This is a genomic window from Streptomyces sp. NPDC017246 (assembly GCF_044331325.1).
Taxonomy (GTDB): Bacteria; Actinomycetota; Actinomycetes; order Streptomycetales; family Streptomycetaceae; genus Streptomyces.
Window position 1 is genome coordinate 449,722 of record NZ_JBIRMW010000002.1, and the last position, 17,398, is coordinate 467,119.

21 protein-coding genes and 1 pseudogene are annotated in these 17,398 nt (G+C 73.8%); 9 read left to right on the forward strand and 13 right to left on the reverse strand.

From position 1 onward, the window contains the following. Positions 1 to 27 precede the first annotated feature (27 nt). The 7 genes from ACH4MY_RS06745 to ACH4MY_RS06775 form a co-directional block, all read right to left on the reverse strand. The gene (locus tag ACH4MY_RS06745; RefSeq protein WP_397998483.1) at positions 28 to 1,503 is read right to left on the reverse strand and encodes an APC family permease; all 1,476 of its coding nucleotides are present in this window, start codon (positions 1,501 to 1,503) and stop codon (positions 28 to 30) included. A 197-nt stretch (positions 1,504 to 1,700) separates the two neighbouring features. Then, on the reverse strand, positions 1,701 to 3,662 hold the full coding sequence (locus ACH4MY_RS06750) for an FUSC family protein (RefSeq protein ID WP_397998486.1): 1,962 nt from the start codon (positions 3,660 to 3,662) through the stop codon (positions 1,701 to 1,703). A gap of 131 nt (positions 3,663 to 3,793) precedes the next feature. Next, positions 3,794 to 4,030 (reverse strand): DUF2630 family protein, encoded by a 237-nt coding sequence (locus tag ACH4MY_RS06755; RefSeq protein WP_397998488.1) that lies wholly within the window; start codon positions 4,028 to 4,030, stop codon positions 3,794 to 3,796. An 18-nt stretch (positions 4,031 to 4,048) separates the two neighbouring features. Further along, the gene (locus ACH4MY_RS06760) at positions 4,049 to 5,038 is read right to left on the reverse strand and encodes an endonuclease/exonuclease/phosphatase family protein (protein ID WP_397998491.1); all 990 of its coding nucleotides are present in this window, start codon (positions 5,036 to 5,038) and stop codon (positions 4,049 to 4,051) included. Positions 5,039 to 5,069: 31 nt separating this feature from the next. Further along, a complete protein-coding gene (locus ACH4MY_RS06765; protein ID WP_397998494.1) occupies positions 5,070 to 5,501 on the reverse strand; it encodes a hypothetical protein in 432 nt (143 codons plus the stop codon). Between the two features lie 10 nt (positions 5,502 to 5,511). Continuing rightward, a complete protein-coding gene (locus ACH4MY_RS06770; protein ID WP_397998497.1) occupies positions 5,512 to 5,940 on the reverse strand; it encodes a hypothetical protein in 429 nt (142 codons plus the stop codon). Positions 5,941 to 5,977: 37 nt separating this feature from the next. Next, positions 5,978 to 6,811 (reverse strand): alpha/beta fold hydrolase, encoded by an 834-nt coding sequence (locus ACH4MY_RS06775; RefSeq protein ID WP_397998500.1) that lies wholly within the window; start codon positions 6,809 to 6,811, stop codon positions 5,978 to 5,980. Between the two features lie 119 nt (positions 6,812 to 6,930). On the opposite strand from ACH4MY_RS06775, the gene ACH4MY_RS06780 reads away from it, so the two are divergent. Beyond that, complete coding sequence (locus ACH4MY_RS06780) at positions 6,931 to 8,325, forward strand: PLP-dependent aminotransferase family protein (protein WP_397998503.1); 1,395 nt, start codon at positions 6,931 to 6,933, stop codon at positions 8,323 to 8,325. Between the two features lie 86 nt (positions 8,326 to 8,411). Here the strand turns inward: ACH4MY_RS06780 and ACH4MY_RS06785 are convergent, their stop codons facing one another. Next, a complete protein-coding gene (locus ACH4MY_RS06785) occupies positions 8,412 to 8,957 on the reverse strand; it encodes a hypothetical protein (protein WP_397998505.1) in 546 nt (181 codons plus the stop codon). Positions 8,958 to 9,122: 165 nt separating this feature from the next. On the opposite strand from ACH4MY_RS06785, the gene ACH4MY_RS06790 reads away from it, so the two are divergent. From ACH4MY_RS06790 to ACH4MY_RS06800, 3 genes and pseudogenes are all read left to right on the forward strand, one after another. Next, complete coding sequence (locus tag ACH4MY_RS06790) at positions 9,123 to 9,296, forward strand: hypothetical protein (RefSeq protein ID WP_397998508.1); 174 nt, start codon at positions 9,123 to 9,125, stop codon at positions 9,294 to 9,296. Beyond that, positions 9,293 to 9,738, forward strand: a pseudogene (locus ACH4MY_RS06795) (RidA family protein). The gene ACH4MY_RS06790 and the pseudogene ACH4MY_RS06795 overlap by 4 nt, the downstream one beginning before the upstream one ends. Positions 9,739 to 9,862: 124 nt before the next feature. Beyond that, positions 9,863 to 10,267 (forward strand): hypothetical protein, encoded by a 405-nt coding sequence (locus ACH4MY_RS06800; RefSeq protein WP_397998511.1) that lies wholly within the window; start codon positions 9,863 to 9,865, stop codon positions 10,265 to 10,267. Here ACH4MY_RS06800 and ACH4MY_RS06805 read toward each other — a convergent pair. After that, on the reverse strand, positions 10,225 to 10,794 hold the full coding sequence (locus tag ACH4MY_RS06805) for a hypothetical protein (protein ID WP_397998514.1): 570 nt from the start codon (positions 10,792 to 10,794) through the stop codon (positions 10,225 to 10,227). The two genes, ACH4MY_RS06800 and ACH4MY_RS06805, sit on opposite strands and share 43 nt — an antisense overlap. Here ACH4MY_RS06805 and ACH4MY_RS06810 point away from each other — a divergent pair. Continuing rightward, a complete protein-coding gene (locus tag ACH4MY_RS06810; RefSeq protein WP_397998516.1) occupies positions 10,793 to 11,008 on the forward strand; it encodes a hypothetical protein in 216 nt (71 codons plus the stop codon). The two genes, ACH4MY_RS06805 and ACH4MY_RS06810, sit on opposite strands and share 2 nt — an antisense overlap. Here the strand turns inward: ACH4MY_RS06810 and ACH4MY_RS06815 are convergent, their stop codons facing one another. Beyond that, positions 11,009 to 11,380, reverse strand: a complete 372-nt coding sequence (locus tag ACH4MY_RS06815) for a VOC family protein (protein WP_397998519.1) — start codon at positions 11,378 to 11,380, stop codon at positions 11,009 to 11,011. Between the two features lie 173 nt (positions 11,381 to 11,553). Here ACH4MY_RS06815 and ACH4MY_RS06820 point away from each other — a divergent pair, with 173 nt between their 5' ends. Next, positions 11,554 to 12,744 carry a MerR family transcriptional regulator gene (locus tag ACH4MY_RS06820; RefSeq protein WP_397999376.1) on the forward strand — a complete coding sequence of 397 codons (1,191 nt, stop codon included), beginning with the start codon at positions 11,554 to 11,556 and terminating at the stop codon, positions 12,742 to 12,744. A gap of 48 nt (positions 12,745 to 12,792) precedes the next feature. Here ACH4MY_RS06820 and ACH4MY_RS06825 read toward each other — a convergent pair whose 3' ends face one another. From ACH4MY_RS06825 to ACH4MY_RS06835, 3 genes are read right to left on the reverse strand one after another with little or no spacing between them, the layout of a single operon-like run. Beyond that, complete coding sequence (locus ACH4MY_RS06825; protein WP_397998522.1) at positions 12,793 to 13,242, reverse strand: universal stress protein; 450 nt, start codon at positions 13,240 to 13,242, stop codon at positions 12,793 to 12,795. A gap of 52 nt (positions 13,243 to 13,294) precedes the next feature. Further along, on the reverse strand, positions 13,295 to 13,918 hold the full coding sequence (locus ACH4MY_RS06830) for an FMN reductase (protein ID WP_397998525.1): 624 nt from the start codon (positions 13,916 to 13,918) through the stop codon (positions 13,295 to 13,297). 3 nt (positions 13,919 to 13,921) lie between these two features. Further along, the gene (locus ACH4MY_RS06835) at positions 13,922 to 15,010 is read right to left on the reverse strand and encodes an LLM class flavin-dependent oxidoreductase (RefSeq protein ID WP_397998528.1); all 1,089 of its coding nucleotides are present in this window, start codon (positions 15,008 to 15,010) and stop codon (positions 13,922 to 13,924) included. A gap of 133 nt (positions 15,011 to 15,143) precedes the next feature. Here ACH4MY_RS06835 and ACH4MY_RS06840 point away from each other — a divergent pair, with 133 nt between their 5' ends. The 3 genes from ACH4MY_RS06840 to cobM all read left to right on the forward strand — a co-directional run bounded on the left by ACH4MY_RS06840 (position 15,144) and on the right by cobM (position 17,317). Continuing rightward, positions 15,144 to 15,272 carry a DUF6126 family protein gene (locus tag ACH4MY_RS06840; protein WP_229902023.1) on the forward strand — a complete coding sequence of 43 codons (129 nt, stop codon included), beginning with the start codon at positions 15,144 to 15,146 and terminating at the stop codon, positions 15,270 to 15,272. A gap of 72 nt (positions 15,273 to 15,344) precedes the next feature. Continuing rightward, the gene (gene cbiE, locus ACH4MY_RS06845; RefSeq protein ID WP_397998530.1) at positions 15,345 to 16,571 is read left to right on the forward strand and encodes a precorrin-6y C5,15-methyltransferase (decarboxylating) subunit CbiE; all 1,227 of its coding nucleotides are present in this window, start codon (positions 15,345 to 15,347) and stop codon (positions 16,569 to 16,571) included. Continuing rightward, positions 16,568 to 17,317, forward strand: a complete 750-nt coding sequence (gene cobM / locus ACH4MY_RS06850; protein ID WP_397998534.1) for a precorrin-4 C(11)-methyltransferase — start codon at positions 16,568 to 16,570, stop codon at positions 17,315 to 17,317. Before cbiE ends, cobM begins: the two co-directional genes overlap by 4 nt. The last annotated feature ends 81 nt before the right edge of the window (positions 17,318 to 17,398 follow it).

The window sequence follows — 17,398 nt, forward strand, 5'->3', positions numbered from 1 at the left end:
AACCGGTGCCCTGTGGTTGGCCGGTGGTCAGAAGTCCGTCGCGTAGCTCTTGTCCCGGGTTCCCGTACGGGGGTGGGTGGCCGGGCCCGAGCCCTCCGCGGCCCGCATCGCGCGGACCGCGTCCAGGCGGGCCGGGCGGTAGTAGTCGCTGCCCTTGCGCCAGTACACGAGCAGGGGCACGACGCCGAGGAGCAGGCCGCCGAGGCCGATCGTGAGGGCGGTGGTGGAGAGCTCGCCGAGCGACGCGTAGAAGGTCCAGAGCATGAACGCGGAGCCGAGCAGCGGCCAGAGACCGCCGAGCAGCAGGTTCCGTACGGAGCGGAAGAGCACCGACTTGTACGCGACGACGGCGGCGATGCCGGCCAGGCCGTAGTAGAACGCGATCTGGAGTCCGATGGCGGAGACGGCGTCCCTGAGGATCTGTTGGAGGGAGCCGGCGGCCGCGGCGGCCGCGAACATCAGCAGGGTGGCGCCGCCGACGGCGACGATCGCGACCCACGGGGTGTTCCAGCGGCGGTGTACGGAGCCGAGCGGGGCCGGCAGGGTCCGGTCGCGGCCCATCGCGAAGAGTGAGCGGGTGACCTGGAGGAGGGTGGTCTCCAGGGTGGCGACGGTGGACAGCAGGACGGCCACGACGAGGAGTTTGCCGCCGACGCCGGGCCAGACCTCCTGGCCGATGACGGCGAGGACGTTGGGTCCGGCGGTACGGATCTCCTCCGCGGTCAGCAGCACGTTCACGACGACGGTGACGGCCACGAAGAGGAGGAAGACGAAGCCGACGCCGACGAGTGCGGCGAGTCCGGCGGTGCGGCGGCTGTTCCGGGTCTCCTCGCTGAGGTTGCTGGTGACGTCCCAGCCCCAGTAGTAGAACGCGGCGATCAGCGCGCCGGCGGCGAAGCCCTGCGGTCCGTCGAACTGGCCGAGGCCGAACCAGGACCAGTCGAAGGCGGTGGCCCGGCCCCGGTGGGCCAGGGCGGCCAGGATGAAGCCGACGAGGATCAGCATCTCGACCCCCGACATGATCAGTTGGGCCCGGACGGTGAGGCGGGCGCCGCCGAGGACGACGAGCAGCATCATCAGGAACCAGCCGGCGCCGACGGCGGCGGCGAGCGGGGTGCTGTCGGCGAGGTCCGGGTCGATCAGGGCGAGGGTGAGGGAACCGGCGGGCAGTGAACCGGCCACCATGAAGACGGTGGCGGCGAAGACCAGCGCCCAGCCGGAGAGGAACCCGAGGAAGGGGTGGAGGGTGCGGCCCACCCAGGAGTAGCCGGCTCCGGCGTTGACGTCGATCCGTCCGAGGCGGGCGTAGGCGAGGACGATGCCGAACATGGGTATCGCGCAGAAGAGCAGGGCGGCGGGCCCGGCGTAACCGACGGCACCGAAGAGCACGGCGGTGGTCGCGGCCATCGAGTAGGCGGGGGCGCTGCCGGCGACGGCCATCACGATCGTGTCGAAGGTGCCGAGGACATTGGGCTGGAGCCCTCTGTTCGTGATGGTGCGCATGGCGGGGTCCTCGGGGCGCGGGGGGTGAGGCAGGGCTAAGTCGCCCGTCCGCCGGGCCGGTTCGCGACGGCGGCGGGCGCGGATCCAGGTGAGATCGAGCGCATCGTAGTCGCCCGGGTGGCTTCCGGTAACGGCGGTGGGGAGGGTTCCGTTCCGTGACCGCCGGTAAGTCCTCCCATACGCCCCCGGGGGAAGGTTTATCGCAGGTCGGGACCGGCGATCGCGCGGGCCGCGCGGACCTCCTGACGGAGCGGTTCCAGGACTCCGCTCTCGTCTCCGTCGAGCTCCGTGCGGACCTCCACGAGGGTGTCCGTGCCGCGCAGTCCGTCGGCGAGTTCGCGCAACTCGCGCTCCACGGCGGTGACCTCCGCCGGATCGGGGGGAGGGGCACCGTGGTTGACCCGGATCCGGGCCGCCGTCGTCGCGTCCACGATCCGCTCGACCGCGACGACGAGCGGCCACCAGGCGGCGGCGCGGGTGCCGGTGGGCGGCGGTTCGGTCAGGGCGCGCTGGAACTCGGAGCGGACGGTGGACAGATCGCGGTAGAGCTTCCGCCGGGCCCGCAGCCGGCCGCCCTGGTCCCCGGGGTCTCCCCCGGCTCCGGTGAAGGCGCGGGCCACATAGGCGGCGGTGTCGGCGACGGCGTCCGCGAGCCGGTCCCCGATCCGGGCGTGCCAGGACTCGGGCCAGAGCAGATAGCCGGCGATCAGCGCGATGCCGCAGCCGATCAGCGAGTCGTAGAGGCGGGGCATGACCAGCTGGAAACCCTGCTGGTTGAGGGTGTCGGAGAGCAGCAGGATCACCGGGGTGATGGCCGCGGTCTGGAAGGCGTACCCCTTCGCGGAGAACGCCGGGATGAGGGCGGCGAGCACGCACATCACGGGCACGTCCCACCAGCCGCGGGGGACCTGGGAGAGGACCAGGGCGGCGAGGAGGAGACCGGCGGCGGTGCCGAAGGCGCGGAGCACGGCCCGGGAGAAGACCGAGCCGAAGTCGGGCTTCATGACGAAGGTGACGGTGAGCGCCACCCAGTACGAGCGGGGTACGGCGATCAGCGAGACGAGTGCCTGCGCGAGCCCGATGCACAGGGCGAGGCGCAGTCCGTACCGCCAGGAGGCCTCGGAGAACAGGACGGCGCGGGTCGTCCGGCGGACGCGGACCCGGAGTGCGGCGGGGCGGCCGAGCCGGTCGTCCACGTTGGCCGGGTCGGGCTCGGCCTTGTGGACGACGGCCGCCGCGTACCGCAGGGCGTGGTCCACGGCCTTCTCGGCGGGCCGCTCGGGGGTCGGCAGGTCCAGGACGGGGGTCCCGGTGCGGCCCTCGTCGACGGCGTCGGCGAGTTCCCGTACGGCGGCGGGGATGGTGGCGGACAGGGGGCCGTAGAGCTGGGCCCTGAGCTGGGCGGCGGGGGCGGCCTCGACGAGCGGGACGACGACGTTCAGCTGGGCGAGCAGCCGGACCAGGGAGGGCGCGCGGCCGTGCTGCCGGGCGCGGCGGGCCAGGATCAGGTCGTAGGACTGGTTGAGGGAGGCGGTGACGGCCTGCCGTTTCTCGTCGTACGCGGAGGTGCCGGTGGCCTCGTACAGCTCGGCGACGGAGCGGTAGGTCGCGGCGACGGCCGAGCGCTCGGGGGCGGCGCGGCGCAGCGGCCAGCCGAGGAGGGTGAGGAGGAGGACGAAGAGCCCGCCGAGGGTGAGCAGGACGGGCGCCTTCCACCAGGGGTCGGGCATCGGGAGCCCGGCGCCGACGACGGCGTTGAGCAGCAGCAGGAGCCCGGAGACGGAGGCGACGGCCCCGATCGAGGAGATCATCCCGGAGACGAGCGCGACGAGGGTGAGCACGGCGACGGCGACCCAGCCGTGCCCGAAGACGAGGGTTCCGAGGGTGACCCCGACGGCCCCGAAGAGCTGCGGCACGGCGATGTTGAAGACCCGCATCCGGTAGGCGTCGGCGGTGTCGCCGATGACTCCGGAGAGCGCCCCCATGGACACGAGCGCCCCGTAGGCGGGCTGCCCGGCGGCCAGGCCCACGGCGAGCGGAGCGGACAGCGCGACCGAGGCCCGTCCGACGGCGGCCCAGGGCACGGGCACGGGGGCCGGCCGCAGCCCGGCGGTGAGCCAGGCGGGAGGGGCGAGCAGCGTGGACCGGGGTCGTGCCATGCGCCCAACGTACTGGGCCCGCCCGCCCCTGTTGCGGGCGCGACCCGGTGGCGGCACCGCACCGGGTCGCGCACCGTCGGGGCCCGGGGCGTGCCGGGGCCGCGACGGAGGGACCCGAGGGGCTGCCGTCGTCAGTTGCGGTAGGACTCGACCTCGGCGGCCGGGCGGAGGGCGGCCGTGTCCGGGTCCTCGCCGAATTCCGATTTCGCCCGGCGCTGGCGCAGCAGGTCCCAGCACTGGTCCAGGCGGACCTCAAGGTCCGCCAGGCGGGACCGTTCCTCGGGGAGCAGGCCGCCCGTGCGCCGGCGCAGGGCGCGTTCCTCCTCGACGAGGGCGCCGATGTCGTCCAGGATCTCCTCGTTCTCCATGTCCTCCAGCGTCTCCGATCAGCGCGGGCCGCGCAGGTCGAGATCGGCGAGGACGGCCCGGTGGTCGGAGCCGGCGATGTCGAGGAAGCGGACGCCGCGGACGCTGAAGTCGCTGACCAGGACGTGGTCGATCTGGACGTACGGGGGGAGGGGGCCCTCCATCGGCCAGGTGGGGGTGCGGCTGGCGTCGGCCTGCCGGGAGGCGTCCTGGAGCCGGCCCGCGTCGAGGATCGCGCGGAAGGCCGCGTGGTCCTGGGAGGCGTTGAAGTCGCCGGCGATAAGGGTGGGGCCCTGGGAGCGGGCGGCGAAGTCCTCGATCCGGCCGAGTTCCCGTTTCCACAGGTGGACCTGGCCCGGCAGGGGCGGGAGCGGGTGCGCCAGCTGGAGCCGTACCGGCACGCCCGCGATGTCCGCCGTGGCGCCCGGCATGCCCATGGCCGCCGGGATCTCCCGCCAGTCGCGCAGCGGGTAGGCGCTGAGCAGGATCGAGCCGACGGAGCCCTCGCCCTCGACGGAGGCGTAGTGGGGGAGGTCCGCGGCGAAGGTCTTCGTGAGGGTGTCCCGGCAGGCGCGGTCGCATTCGGAGACGAAGACGAGCCCGGGGTGCTCCCGTCGGACCAGTTCGGTCAACGCCCCTGTTCCCTGGCCGAATTCGACGTTCGCGGCCATGACCCTCACCCGTGCCAGGGGCAGCCCGTAGGGGATGGCGGCCTGGGGCATGTACGGCACGGAGCTCCAGGCGGTGGCGCCGAGCACGAGGACGGCCGCGAAGACCGTTCCCCGCCGCCGGGCCGCGGCGGCGAGGAGCACGGCGAGGCCCGCGGGGACCGTCAGCCAGGGGAGGAGGGAGAGCAGTTGGGGGACCGGGGTGACCGCGTCCGTGTCGAGGACCCGGCAGGCCGTGACCAGGGCGGGTACGACCAGGAGCAACCCTCCGGCCCAGGCCGTGACGCGGTGCCTGGGCCGGAGGGGCGGCTCGGGGGTCGGTGGTGCGGGGCTGCTGCTCATGGGCTCTGCGGTCAGGACTCGGTCCACTCGGTCAGTGTCGCAGGGCCTGTGCGATCTCTGCCTTCGTGTCGCCGGAGAGCGTCCGATTGCTGCGTGCCGTACCGGACTTGGACTCGCCGGGCGGGACTCCGTCGATGCTGAGGACGACCGTGTCGAGGAAGTTCCCCTCGGTGTCCCGGAAGGTGACCATGATCGTGTAGTCGGCGTTCTGGTCCTTCGGGTTGGTCGCCGTGATCTCGGCGACCGTGCGGTCTCCGTCGGTGCTCGTCGGTCCGGCGGTGACGTCGCCCGTGGCGTTCACCCCGTCCTTGACCTGGTTCATCTTCTCCTCCGCCGCCGAGGCCACGGCGGCGGTCGCGGTGGAGATGATGCCGCCCGCCGTCTCCTTGGCGGCGTCGCACCCGGTGAGCGTGAGGGTGGCGGTGGCGGTGAGGCCAAGGGCGATCGCGGGGACGCGTCTCATCGGCCCGCCCTCAGAAGGTGTTGTCCGGGCCGTACGCCTTGTCCGTGGCCAGCGCCCAGATCACGAAGATCGAGACGGCCATGGAGAAGAGCGCCCACCACGGCTGGTACGGCAGGAAGAGGAACTGGAACAGGATGTTCAGGGACGCCAGCGCGATACCGGCGACCCGGCCCCATCCCATGCCCTTGAGGATGCCGAAACCGGCGACGACGAGGATGACGCCGAGGATCAGATGGATCCAGCCCCAGGTGGTGAGGTTGAACTTGAAGACGTAGTCGCCGACACGGGTGTAGACGTCGTCCTCGGCGATGCCGGCGATGCCCTGGAAGATATCCAGGAAGCCGGTGACCAGCATGAGGACGCCGGCGAAGAGGGTGCCGCCGGAAGCCCAGGCGCCGGCGGCGCTCGGCTTGCGGGTGGGTGCGCTGTTCTGGCTCATGGCCCCATCGTCGGAGCATTTGTCCGTTTTCGAACCTTCAGATGGGCCGAACGAGTGAACGGAGATAGGTCTCCAGTACGGCGTCGAACTCCTCGGGCCGTTCCAGGTTGGGCAGATGCGCGGCCCGTTCGACGACGGCGAGCGTGGAGTGCGGGAGCAGGGCGTGCATGTCCTCGGCGTCGGCGACCGGGGTGTAGGTGTCGTCCCGGCCGACCACGACGAGCGCGGGGCACGGCACGGTGGTGAGCGTCTCCCGGTGGTCGGGGCGCTCGGCGCGGCCGCGCAGGGCGGCCGCGGCGCCGGCCGGGTCGGTGGCGCACATCATGCGGTGGACGTGCGGGGCGGCATGGGTGTTGTACGGGGCGACCATCCGGTCCAGCACCTCGTCGGCGTACTCCCGCACGGCGGCGGCGCCGCCGGCGAGGAACCGGTCCGCCATGGCGTTGCGGGCGGCCTTTCCCCCGTCGGTCTCGGCGGCGGGGAAGGTGTCGGCGAGGACGAGGCCCCGGACGCGTCCGGGGTGGCGGCGGTAGAGCTCCATGGCGATCTGGCCGCCCATGGAGAGGCCGGCGAGGACGCACTCCTCGATGTCCAGCGCGTCGAGGAGGTCGACGAGGTCCTCGGCGAAGTCGCCGAGGCCGGTGCGGCGCGGCCCGGCGTCGGGGCCGGCGGCGTCGCGCGGGGTGCCGAGGGGTGTCCTGCCGTAGCCGCGCAGGTCCGGGGCGATCACCCGGTGGGTGCGGGAGAACCGGTCGATCTGGGGCTGCCACATGGTGTGGTCGAAGGGGTGGCCATGGACGAGGAGGAGGGCGGGGCCCGTGCCCCTGTCCTCGTAGTGGATCCCGGTGGTGGGGGTGTCGATTACGGGCATGTCCGCAGGCTAGGCAGACCCAACTGCTCGGTGCAATAAGATCTTTGCTCTCGGTGCAATCGAGCCGGACCGCTCACGGTCCGGGCGGAACGGCATGGAGCGGACGGACGGGGGCGGGCATGGAGGAGTACCGGAGGATCGCCGACCGGGTCGAGGCGGCCGTACGGGACGGGCGCCTGCGCCCCGGCGACCGGCTGCCGCCGCAGCGCGTCTTCGCCCGCCGCCACGCGATCGCGAACTCGACGGCGATCCGTGTGTACGGGGAGCTCGCGCGCCGGGGCCTCGTCGTCGGGGAGGTCGGGCGCGGCACCTTCGTCCGGGCGGCGCCCCCGCTGCCCGGGCCCGCGCTCGCCGAGGCGACCGGGGTCGCCCCCGTCGACCTCCAGCTCAACTACCCCGTCTTCGAGGGGCAGCCGGAACTGATGGCGCGGGCGCTCGCGGCCCTCGCCCGGCCCGACGTGCTGGCCGAGGCCGTCTCCCGGCCCGCCGCCGCGACCGGCACCCCGGAGGCCCGCGACGCGGCGGTGACCGTCCTCGCCCGGCCCGGCTGGGCGCCCGCCCCCGAGAGCGTCCTCTTCGCCGGGAACGGCCGGCAGGCCATCGCCGCCGCGCTCTCCTCCCTCGTCCCGCCCGGCGGCCGACTGGGCGTCGAGGCCCTCACGTATCCCCTGGTCAAAGCGGTGGCCGAGCGGCTCGGCATCCGGCTCGTACCGCTCGCCCTCGATGCCGAGGGGGTTCGGCCCGAGGTGCTCGCGGCGGCCCACCGGGCGGCGCCGCTGGCCGCCGTCTACCTCCAGCCGACCCTGCACAACCCGCTCTCCTCGACCGCGGGGGAGGAGCGCCGGGCCGCACTCGCCGAGCTCCTGCGCGGCCTGGACCTGACGGCCGTCGAGGACACCACCTGGGCCTTCCTCGTACCGGACGCGCCCGCCCCGCTCGCCGCGCACGCCCCCGAGCGGGTCGTCCTCGTCGACAGCCTCTCCAAGCGGCTCGCCCCCGGTCTGACCGTCGGCTACCTCGTGGTGCCGGGACGGCTGCGCACGGCCGTGGCGGAGGCCCTGCGCTCCGGCGCCTGGACGGCGGGCGGCCTCGCGCTCGCCGCCGCCACCCGGTGGACCGGGGACGGCACGGTCGCCGAGGCGGTCGCGGCCAAGCGGGCGGACACGGCGGCCCGGCACGCCCTGGTCCGGCGACGGCTCGCCGGGCACGTCCTGCGGACCTCCCCGTACGCGTACTACTGCTGGTGGGAGCTGCCCGCGCCCTGGCGGGCGGAGACCTTCACGGCCGCCGCCGCCGAACGGGCGGGCGTGGCGGTCACTCCGGGCAGCGCCTTCGCGGTGGGTACGGGCACGGCCCCGGACGCGATCCGCGTCGGGCTCGCCTCACCCCCGCGTGCGGTGCTCGACGAGGCCCTGTCCCGGCTCGCGGCCCTCGCGGCGGACGGGCCGGAGGGGTGCGGCGGGGCGGAGGGGCGCGGCGGGGCGGCCCGGACCGAGGGGCGCGGCGGGGCCTGAAACGCGCGGTGCCCCGCCCGGGAGGGGCGGGGCACCGGTCAGTGGTCCGGGGTACGGGCCCGTACGGCCGGGCGGCGGTACGGGGATCAGGCGGCGATTCCGCGGCGGCGGAACAGCGCCAGGGCGACACCGGCCGCGCCCGCGCCCGCCAGGGCGGCGCCGCCCGCGAAGGCGAGGGTGCGGTCGGCGGCGACCGGCTCGGCGGCGACCGGCTCCGCACCGGCGGCGACGGAGCCCTTGGGCACGACGGAGGTCTGCGGGGCGGTGGCCGCACGCTCCCCGGTCTGCGTCGCGTGCTGCGCGGTGGTGCCGGTGCCGGTGCCGGTGCCCGTACCCGTGCCGGAGCCCGTGTTCGTCTCCGAGCCGGTGGCGCAGCCCTTCGGGACCGCCGGGAAGCTCAGGCCGGCCCACGGGATCGGGCCGCTGTGCACGCGCATCTGGAGCGTGGGCAGCGCGGGGGCCGGGTCGAGCAGGCCCTTGATGCGGGCGCCGCCGTAGAGGGCGGTGTCGTGGGAGCGGTCGAGGACCGCGATGACCTTGCCGTTCTGGGTGAGCTTGGCGACGGGGCCCTTGGGGCTGTTCGTCAGGGCCATGGACACGCCCTCGAAGGGCGCGGCGGCGTACCGGGTCACCGAGCAGCCGTCGCGGACCTCGCTGAAGTCGCCGCCGCCCGGCTGGGGGTTGCGCCACGAGGTGAGGGTGCCGTCGGTCTCCAGGGTGACGAAGACGGTGCCGAACTGGTCGCCCGCGCCGCTGCCGTCCGCCTTCAGGCGGCCCGTGAGCTTGCCCTGGGGGGAGTGGAGGTCGGCGAGGTAGACGCCGTCGCTCTTGCGGTAGAGCTCGGCGTAGCCGCCGTCGGCGAGGGGGCGGCGGACGCGTACTCCCTCACCGCGGTGCTCCTCGCGGGCGCCGCACTCACCCTGGCCGCCTGCCCGGTGGCCGCACTCTCCGGAAGGAACGATCAGCCATGACCACCCGGCCGACCACCACCACCGTCGAGACCCCCGCCGCCGACCAGCGGGTCATCACCAACCCCGGCACCCTCCACGACCCCACCCCCTTCGGCTACAGCCACGCCGTCTCCGCGCCCGGCGAGCTCGTCTTCATCGGCGGCCAGTACGCCTCCGACGCCACCGGCGCCCCCGTCCCCGGCGACTTCGCCGCCCAGGTCGAGCTCTCCCTCACCCGCCTGCGGCTCGCCCTCGAAGGCGTCGGCCTCGGCCTGCGCAACGCGTCCGTCTCGGCTCGTACGTCGTCGACCACGACATGGCCAGGCTGGAGGTCCTCGGCAAGGCCCTGCACGCCCACTTCGGCGAGCGGCTGCCCGCCCAGACCCTCAGCGGGGTCGCGGCGCTCGCCCTGCCGGGAATGCTCTTCGAGATCGACGCGGTCGCGGTGCGGCCCGCCGCCTGATCCACCGCCCGTCGCCACCGTCCGCCCGGCCCGCCGCCTGATCCACTTGCGGGGCGCCGGGCGCGGGTGTGCCCTGGAGGGTGCGGGAAGCAGCAGGGGGGCGAGAGACGAAGGAGCTCCTGCCATGGCCGCACACGCAGCGATACCCGTCCGGCGCCCGTTCAGCACACACGGCTTGGCGACCCCGATCATCCTCGGGGTCCTGTACGGCCTCTACGCGGCCACCGTCGCACGCCAGGGAGGACCCACGACCCTCGGACAGCTGTGGCTCGGGCTGATCTCGGCCGTGGTGCTCGCCGGCGGGATCTACGTCCTCCGGCGCTACGGCCGCGCCCTCCCCCGCGAACTGCGGGCCCTCGCCTGGGGCTCCCTGACGGGCATCGCCGTCGGCTTCCTCTTCAGCCTGTCCGGCGCCAGCATCCTGTCGTCGAGCGGACTCGGACTCGCCTTCGGCGGACTCAACTGCGCCGCCGCCTACTACATCTTCTACACCCACGAGGACGCCGCCGGACGGCCCGCGCCGTACTGACCGCCCCCGCCCCGACGCTTCCCGCCGGCGCGGCGGCGCCGGTGGTAGGCGACCGCCACGGCGGTCAGCAGCACCGGCCAGGCCAGGAGCGGCGCGTAACAGGCGACCAGCAGGGCGTCCTGCGCCGGAGTGGCGGGGATGCCGGGGCCCAGGCCCGCGTACGAGGCGTACACGCCCCACGCGACGAGCCCGCACAGTCCGGCCGCTCCGGCCAGGGCCGCGCCCGTCGCGGCGGCCGGGTTCACCCGGCGCCCGCCCAGGAACGGCATCCACCGGGGGAAGATCTCGCCCCAGGCCCGGACGAGCCCCAGGGTGAGGAAGGCGAGCAGTTCGGACACGACGCTCAGGGAGACCACGTACACCGACTCCCCCACGCCCATCGCGCCGAGCTCGGCGTCCTGCGTGACCGGGAGACCGGCGACGAGCGCGAGGCGCCACAGCCCCGACGGGAGGGTGACCAGCGGAACGGCGTGAGCGGCCAGGACGGCCCAACGGGGCACGTCGGGAAGAGCCTTGATTCTCGTCATGCGTCCCAGCGTCCCGCCGGCACGGGGCCCGGACGTCGCCCCGGCGGCCGGTCCGCCTCCGCCGGACGGGGGAGACGGGATCCTCCCCGGGCAGGTCATGACGGTGCTGATGTACTCGTACCTCCGTCGGCATGATCATCGGTCACTGGGGTGGTCGGCGGCGCTCGTGGTGGTCTTCGGCGCGATCACCATGCGGCTCTGCAACCGCAAGTGATCAGGTGCTCCGCGGGGTGGTCTGCTGGACGGCCCAGCGGTTGCCGTCCGGGTCGGCGAAGTAGACGAAGGAGCCCCAGGGCTGGTCGTCGATGCCGCTGACCTCGACCCCGCGGGCCGTGAGCTCGCGGTGCGCTTCCTCGATGTCCGTGACCACGACCTGCATGTTGTCCAGGGAACCCGGGGCCATCTTCGTGATCCCCTTGCCGAAGGCGATCGAGCAGGCCGAGCCCGGCGGGGTCATCTGGACGAAGCGGATGTCCTCGCCGACCGGGATGTCGTGGTCGGCGTGGAAGCCCACGCGCTCGTAGAAGGCCTTGGCCCGGTCGATGTCGGTGACGGGCACGCCGATCAGTTCGAGTCTGATGTCCATGAGGGCATCATGCGACGGGCGCCGGGCGGACGCACGGCGTGCGCCGCCTCGCGGTTGACCTTCCCCCGCGGGGAAGGCCCAGCATCGGCCGTGCCGGGCGGAACGCCCGGAACAGGGAGGAGAATCGAGCCGTGCGCGACGAAGAGCCCATGCCCACGCCCGTGTCCGGGCCGATGCTGACCATCGGGGACTTCGCCCGTGCCTCAAGGCTCTCCGCCAAAGTGCTGCGCCGCTACGACGAGCTCGGCCTGCTGCCGCCCGCCCGCGTCGACCCGTTCACCGGCTACCGCTACTACGCCGCGGAACAGCTCGAACGGGCCCGGCTGATCGCCTGGCTGCGGCGGATCGGCATGCCGCTCGCCGAGGTGGGGCGGGTCTGCGCGCTGTACGGGCCGGACGCGGCGGGCGCGGCCCGCGCGATCCGCGGCTACTGGGCGCGGGTCGAGTCGGAGACCGAGGCGCGGCGAGACCTGGCGGCCTCCCTGGTGGACCGGCTGAAGGGACCCACCGAGATGAGCGAAGAGATGACCGACGAGACGAGCACGGGGACGGCCGCGGGGGCGGACACCGGGACGGCCGCGCGGACGGACGCCGGGGCGGACGCCGGGGCGGACGCAGAGACGGACGCCGGACCGGCCGCAGGTGCCGCCGGGCCGCCCGTCTTCGTCCTGCGGACCGCCCTCCGCCTCGACCGCGGCCTGGTCCGCGACGCCCAGCAGGACGCGGCACACGCGGGCCCGCACCTGCTGGCGGTCGCCGACGGGTACGGCCCCGAGGGCGAGCGGGCCGCGCTGGCCGCGGTCGGCGCGCTGGAGGCCGCACCGCCGCCCGCGCCATCGGCGCGCGCCGGCGACGTGCTCAACGCCCTGGAGGACGCGGTGCGCACGGCCGACGGCGCGGTCTCCGGCCTGGCCGAGTCGGGCACGACACTGACCGCGGCTGTGTGGACGGGCGGCCGCCTCGCTCTCGCGCACGTGGGCGACTCGCGGGCGTATCTGCTGCGGGACGGCGTGCTCGTACGCCTCACCCGTGACCACACGGTCGTCCAGGCCCTCGTCGACGCGGGCGAACTGGACCCGGCCGAGGCGGCGGAACGTCCCGACCGGGCCCTGCTCCTGAAGGCTCTGGACGGCGGGGACGTGCCGCCCGAGCCGGAGCTGGGAGTGCACGAGACACGGCCCGGCGACCGCTATCTGCTGTGCACGGACGGGCTTTCCGCGGTCGCGCCGGCCGAGGACATCCACCGCGCGCTCGCCGCGGCCGTCGGCCCTGACGACGCGGCCGAGGCCCTGGTCGCGCTGGCCCTGGACCGGGGCGGTCCGGACAACGTGGCGTGCGTGGTGGCGGACGTGGTGCCCGTCTGAGGACGCCCGCTCCCGCGACCGGCCCACATCCCCGGGGGACGACAGGCCCTAGGGGGCCGGCCGGTCGTCCGCCGCCTCGCCCCGTACGACCACCACCGGGCAGGACGCGTGCTGGGTGACGTGCGAGGAGACCGAGCCGATGACCGCCGCCTTGAAGCCGCTGTAGCCGCGGTCGCCGACGACGAGGAGGCTCGCGCCCTTCGCCGCGTCGAGGAGGGCCTGCGTGGCGTTGCCGCCGACGACCGTACGAATGACGGCGGCGGCCTCCCGCGGGTCGAGGACCTGCTCGATCGACTCGTCGAGGATCTGCTTCGCGAGCCGCTCGGGGTCGAACTCCGGTGGTACGCCCGGCATGAGCGTCGCCCATGAGGCCGGGTACTCCCAGCCGATCACCGTCTGCAGGGAGTCCCCGGTCAGGGCGGCCTGTCCGGCCGCCCACTTCAGTGCCCTCAGGGACGGCTCCGATCCGTCCACGCCCACCACGATCCTGCCGGCCATCGCCGACCTCCGTTCGTTGTCGGGAACCCTCCCCCACAACGTAACAAACGGATCAATCCAGTCGCAGATCGGCCAATTGGCGCTCGAACGGGACGACCTCGTCGTCCTCCGCCCGTCGGGCCGGCCGGGTCGCGACCGTGTCCGCGAACTCGTTCCCCGCCCGGGTGATCCGGGAGGGCAGCCCGTCCGTGTAGTCGTCGCCGCCCGAGCCCCAGTCCTCCGAGGCCGCGTAGACGGCGGTGGGGACGACGAGGGCCCGCAGATAGGCGAAGAGCGGCCGCAGGGCGTGGTCCAGGACGAGCGAATGACGGGCGGTGCCGCCGGTCGCCCCGATCAGGACCGGGGTGCCGGTCAGCGCGGCCGGGTCGATCAGGTCGAAGAACGACTTGAACAGACCGCTGTACGAGGCCGTGAAGACCGGGGTCACCGCGATGACCCCGTCGGCGCCGGTCACCGCGTCGATCGCCTCCTGGAGCCGCCCGGAGGGGAAGCCGGTGACGAGGTTGTTCGCGATGTCGACGGCCAGGTCGCGCAGTTCGACGACCTGGACGTCGACGGCGTACTCCTGCTCGGCCAGCCGGTACCGCGCGGCTCGCAGGAGCCGGTCGGTGAGCAGCCGGGTGGAGGAGGGGGAGCTGAGGCCGGCGGAGACGGCGACCAGCTTCAGGGTCCGCATGGCTTACGACTCCTTCTGGGTACGGGTCTTGAGGACGGCGGGGTGGAGCGGCGCGGTGTCCGGGACACCGGCCGGGCGCAGGTTGGCGAACTCCTTGCGCAGCACCGGCACGACCTCCTCACCGAGGATGTCGAGCTGCTCCAGGACCGTCTTGAGGGGCAGTCCCGCGTGGTCGACGAGGAACAGCTGGCGCTGGTAGTCGCCCACGTAGTCGCGGAAGGACAGGGTGCGCTCGATGACCTCCTGCGGCGAGCCGACGGTCAGCGGGGTCTCGCGGGAGAACTCCTCAAGCGACGGGCCGTGGCCGTAGACCGGCGCGTTGTCGAAGTACGGGCGGAACTCCCGTATCGCGTCCTGGGAGTTCTTGCGCATGAACACCTGGCCGCCGAGGCCGACGATCGCCTGCTCGGGGGTGCCGTGGCCGTAGTGGGCGTACCGCTGGCGGTAGAGGCGGACCATCTTCTCGGTGTGCTGCTTGGGCCAGAAGATGTGGTTCGCGAAGAAGCCGTCACCGTAGTAGGCGGCCTGCTCGGCGATCTCGGCGGAGCGGATGGAGCCGTGCCAGACGAACGGCGGGACGCCGTCGAGCGGGCGCGGGGTGGAGGTGAAGCCCTGGAGGGCGGAGCGGAACTTTCCCTCCCAGTCGACCACGTCCTCCCTCCACAGCTTGTGGAGGAGCGCGTAGTGCTCGATGGCGAGCGGGATGCCCTGCCGGATGTCCTGGCCGAACCACGGGTAGACGGGGCCGGTGTTGCCGCGGCCCATCATCAGGTCCACGCGGCCGTCGGCGAGGTGCTGGAGGGTCGCGTAGTCCTCGGCGATCTTCACCGGGTCGTTGGTGGTGATCAGCGTGGTGGACGTGGAGAGGATCAGGTCCTCCGTGCGGGCGGCGATGTGCCCGAGGAGGGTGGTGGGGGAGGAGGGCACGAACGGCGGGTTGTGGTGTTCTCCGGTCGCGAAGACGTCCAGCCCGACTTCCTCGGCCTTGAGCGCGATGGCGACGGTGTTCTTGATCCGCTCGTGCTCGGTGGGGGTGCGGCCGGTGGTGGGGTCGGTCGTCACGTCGCCGACGGTGAAGATCCCGAACTGCATCGTGCTCACCTCTCGCGTTCTGCCTGGTGCCTCGCGGCTAGTGGTTGAAGCTTAAACTATCCCGCTCAACGGTGCCAACCCTCCTTCTATTCCGGCCCGTACCGAGGCCGCCCCGGCCCGTACCCTGGAGGGCGTGACCGATCTGGAGAGCTGGAAAGAGCGCGGCGTGATGCTCCGCGTCTTCGTGTACGTCTTCGCGACGCACGCGTTCGCCGGCTTCGTCTGGATCCTCTTCTACGTCGGACAGCACGCCCAGAAGTAGGCGCCCCGTGCGGGCGCCGAGTGGGGCCCGCCACGTACCGCCGGAAAACGGCCCTCACGTAGAGTCGCCGACGTGAACGGTGCGATAGCGGTCGTCGGAATCGGCGCGGACGGCTGGGACGGGCTCCCCGAGAGCTCCCGCCGCGTCCTGCGCACCGCCGACGTCCTGATCGGCGCCCCCCGCCAGCTCGGCCTGCTGCCCGGTGACGACTGCCCCGGCGAACGGATCCCCTGGCCCTCCCCGCTCCGCCCCGCCGTCCCCGGACTGCTCGCCGCCCACCGGGACCGGACGATCGCCGTCCTCGCCAGCGGCGACCCCTCCTTCTACGGCATCGGCCGCACCCTCGCCGAGACCATCGGCGCCGACCGCCTCCGGATCCACCCGCACCCGTCCTCCGTGTCGTACGCCTGCGCCCGGCTCGGCTGGCCCCTGGAAGCTGTCGAGACCGTCTCCCTCGTCGCCAGGCCGCTCGCCGCGCTCTCCGCCGCCCTCCACCCGGGGCGCCGGCTCCTCGTCCTCGGCGAAGGCCCCGAGACCCCCGCCCGGGTCGCGGCCCTCCTCCGGGACACCGGCTGGGGCGGCACCCGCGTCCGGGTCCTCGAACAGCTCGGCGGGCCCCACGAGCGGCTCCTCGACGGGGCCGCCGCCGACTGGCCGCACGAGCGGACCGACGCCCTGCACGTCCTCGCCCTCGACTGCGTACGCGACCCGGACACCCTCCGGCTCGGCGCGACACCCGGTCTGCCGGACGAGGCGTACGAGCACGACGGACAGCTCACCAAGCGGTACGTCCGCGCCGCCACGCTCGCCGCCCTCGCCCCCGCGCCCGGCGAACTCCTCTGGGACATCGGCGGCGGCTCCGGCTCCATCGGCATCGAATGGATGCGCACCCACCGCTCCTGCCGGGCGACCGCCGTCGAGAAGTCGCCGGAACGGGCGTCCCGGATCGAGCGGAACGCCGACGCCCTCGGCGTCCCCGGTCTCCGCGTGGTCACCGGGCCCGCCCCGGCGGCCCTCACCGGCCTGGAGACCCCCGACGCGATCTTCATCGGCGGCGGCCTCACCGCCCCCGGCCTCCTCGACGCCTGCTGGGACGCGCTGCCCGCCGGCGGCCGGCTCGTCGCCAACACCGTGACGCTGGAATCCGAGGCGCTGCTCGCCGACCGCTACCGCCGCCACGGCGGCGAACTGATCCGGCTCGCCGTCGCCGCCGCCGTCCCCGTCGGCGGCTTCACCGGTTGGCGCCAGGCGATGCCGGTGACCCAGTGGTCCGTAACGAAAGGTTCTGAAGAGGGATGACCGTCTACTTCATCGGCGCGGGCCCCGGCGCCGCCGACCTGATCACCGTGCGCGGTGCGCGGACGCTCGCGAAGTGCGGGGTCTGCCTGTACGCCGGCTCCCTCGTCCCCACCGAACTGCTCGCCGAGTGCCCGCCCGGGGCGAGGCTCGTCGACACGGCGCGGATGGACCTGGACCAGATCGTCGCCGAGATCGCCGCCGCCCACGAGGCCGGGCAGGACGTGGCCCGTCTGCACTCGGGCGACCCGTCGGTGTTCAGCGCGATGGCCGAGCAGATGCGACGCCTGGACGCGGCGGGCATCCCGTACGAGGTCGTCCCCGGCGTCCCGGCCTTCGCCGCCGCCGCTGCCGCCCTGAAGCGGGAGCTGACCGTCCCCACGGTCGGCCAGACGGTGATCCTCACCCGCGTCGCCCAGCAGGCCACGCCCATGCCCGAGGGCGAGGACCTGGCCACCCTGGGCCGCAGCGGCGCGCTGCTCGTCCTCCACCTGGCCGCCCGTTACGCGGACCGGGTCGTCGCCGAACTCGTCCCCCACTACGGCGTGGACTGCCCGGCCGCCGTCGTCGCCATGGCCAGCCGCCCCGACGAGATCGTGCTGCGGGGCACCCTCCAGGACATCGCGGCACAGCTGAAGGAGGCCGGCATCACGAAGACCGCCGTCATCCTGGTCGGCCGCACGCTGGCCGCATCGGAATTCCGCGACAGCCACTTGTACGACCCGGCGCGCGACCGCCACGACTGCTGACCGCGCGCTTCTTCCGCCTTCCGCCCACCACCGCCCCGGCACGCGCGGCGTCCGTCACGTGCGGCGTCCGAAACGCGCCCG

Excerpts from the sequence above, each read along its gene's own strand:
- ACH4MY_RS06745 (WP_397998483.1), bottom strand. The coding sequence starts at position 1,503 with ATGCGCACCATCACGAACAGAGGGCTCCAGCCCAATGTCCTCGGCACC.
- ACH4MY_RS06750 (WP_397998486.1), bottom strand. The coding sequence starts at position 3,662 with ATGGCACGACCCCGGTCCACGCTGCTCGCCCCTCCCGCCTGGCTCACC.
- ACH4MY_RS06755 (WP_397998488.1), bottom strand. The coding sequence starts at position 4,030 with ATGGAGAACGAGGAGATCCTGGACGACATCGGCGCCCTCGTCGAGGAG.
- ACH4MY_RS06760 (WP_397998491.1), bottom strand. The coding sequence starts at position 5,038 with ATGAGCAGCAGCCCCGCACCACCGACCCCCGAGCCGCCCCTCCGGCCC.
- ACH4MY_RS06765 (WP_397998494.1), bottom strand. The coding sequence starts at position 5,501 with ATGAGACGCGTCCCCGCGATCGCCCTTGGCCTCACCGCCACCGCCACC.
- ACH4MY_RS06770 (WP_397998497.1), bottom strand. The coding sequence starts at position 5,940 with ATGAGCCAGAACAGCGCACCCACCCGCAAGCCGAGCGCCGCCGGCGCC.
- ACH4MY_RS06775 (WP_397998500.1), bottom strand. The coding sequence starts at position 6,811 with ATGCCCGTAATCGACACCCCCACCACCGGGATCCACTACGAGGACAGG.
- ACH4MY_RS06780 (WP_397998503.1), top strand. The coding sequence starts at position 6,931 with ATGGAGGAGTACCGGAGGATCGCCGACCGGGTCGAGGCGGCCGTACGG.
- ACH4MY_RS06800 (WP_397998511.1), top strand. The coding sequence starts at position 9,863 with ATGGCCGCACACGCAGCGATACCCGTCCGGCGCCCGTTCAGCACACAC.
- ACH4MY_RS06810 (WP_397998516.1), top strand. The coding sequence starts at position 10,793 with ATGCGTCCCAGCGTCCCGCCGGCACGGGGCCCGGACGTCGCCCCGGCG.
- ACH4MY_RS06805 (WP_397998514.1), bottom strand. The coding sequence starts at position 10,794 with ATGACGAGAATCAAGGCTCTTCCCGACGTGCCCCGTTGGGCCGTCCTG.
- ACH4MY_RS06815 (WP_397998519.1), bottom strand. The coding sequence starts at position 11,380 with ATGGACATCAGACTCGAACTGATCGGCGTGCCCGTCACCGACATCGAC.
- ACH4MY_RS06820 (WP_397999376.1), top strand. The coding sequence starts at position 11,554 with ATGCTGACCATCGGGGACTTCGCCCGTGCCTCAAGGCTCTCCGCCAAA.
- ACH4MY_RS06825 (WP_397998522.1), bottom strand. The coding sequence starts at position 13,242 with ATGGCCGGCAGGATCGTGGTGGGCGTGGACGGATCGGAGCCGTCCCTG.
- ACH4MY_RS06830 (WP_397998525.1), bottom strand. The coding sequence starts at position 13,918 with ATGCGGACCCTGAAGCTGGTCGCCGTCTCCGCCGGCCTCAGCTCCCCC.
- ACH4MY_RS06835 (WP_397998528.1), bottom strand. The coding sequence starts at position 15,010 with ATGCAGTTCGGGATCTTCACCGTCGGCGACGTGACGACCGACCCCACC.
- cobM (WP_397998534.1), top strand. The coding sequence starts at position 16,568 with ATGACCGTCTACTTCATCGGCGCGGGCCCCGGCGCCGCCGACCTGATC.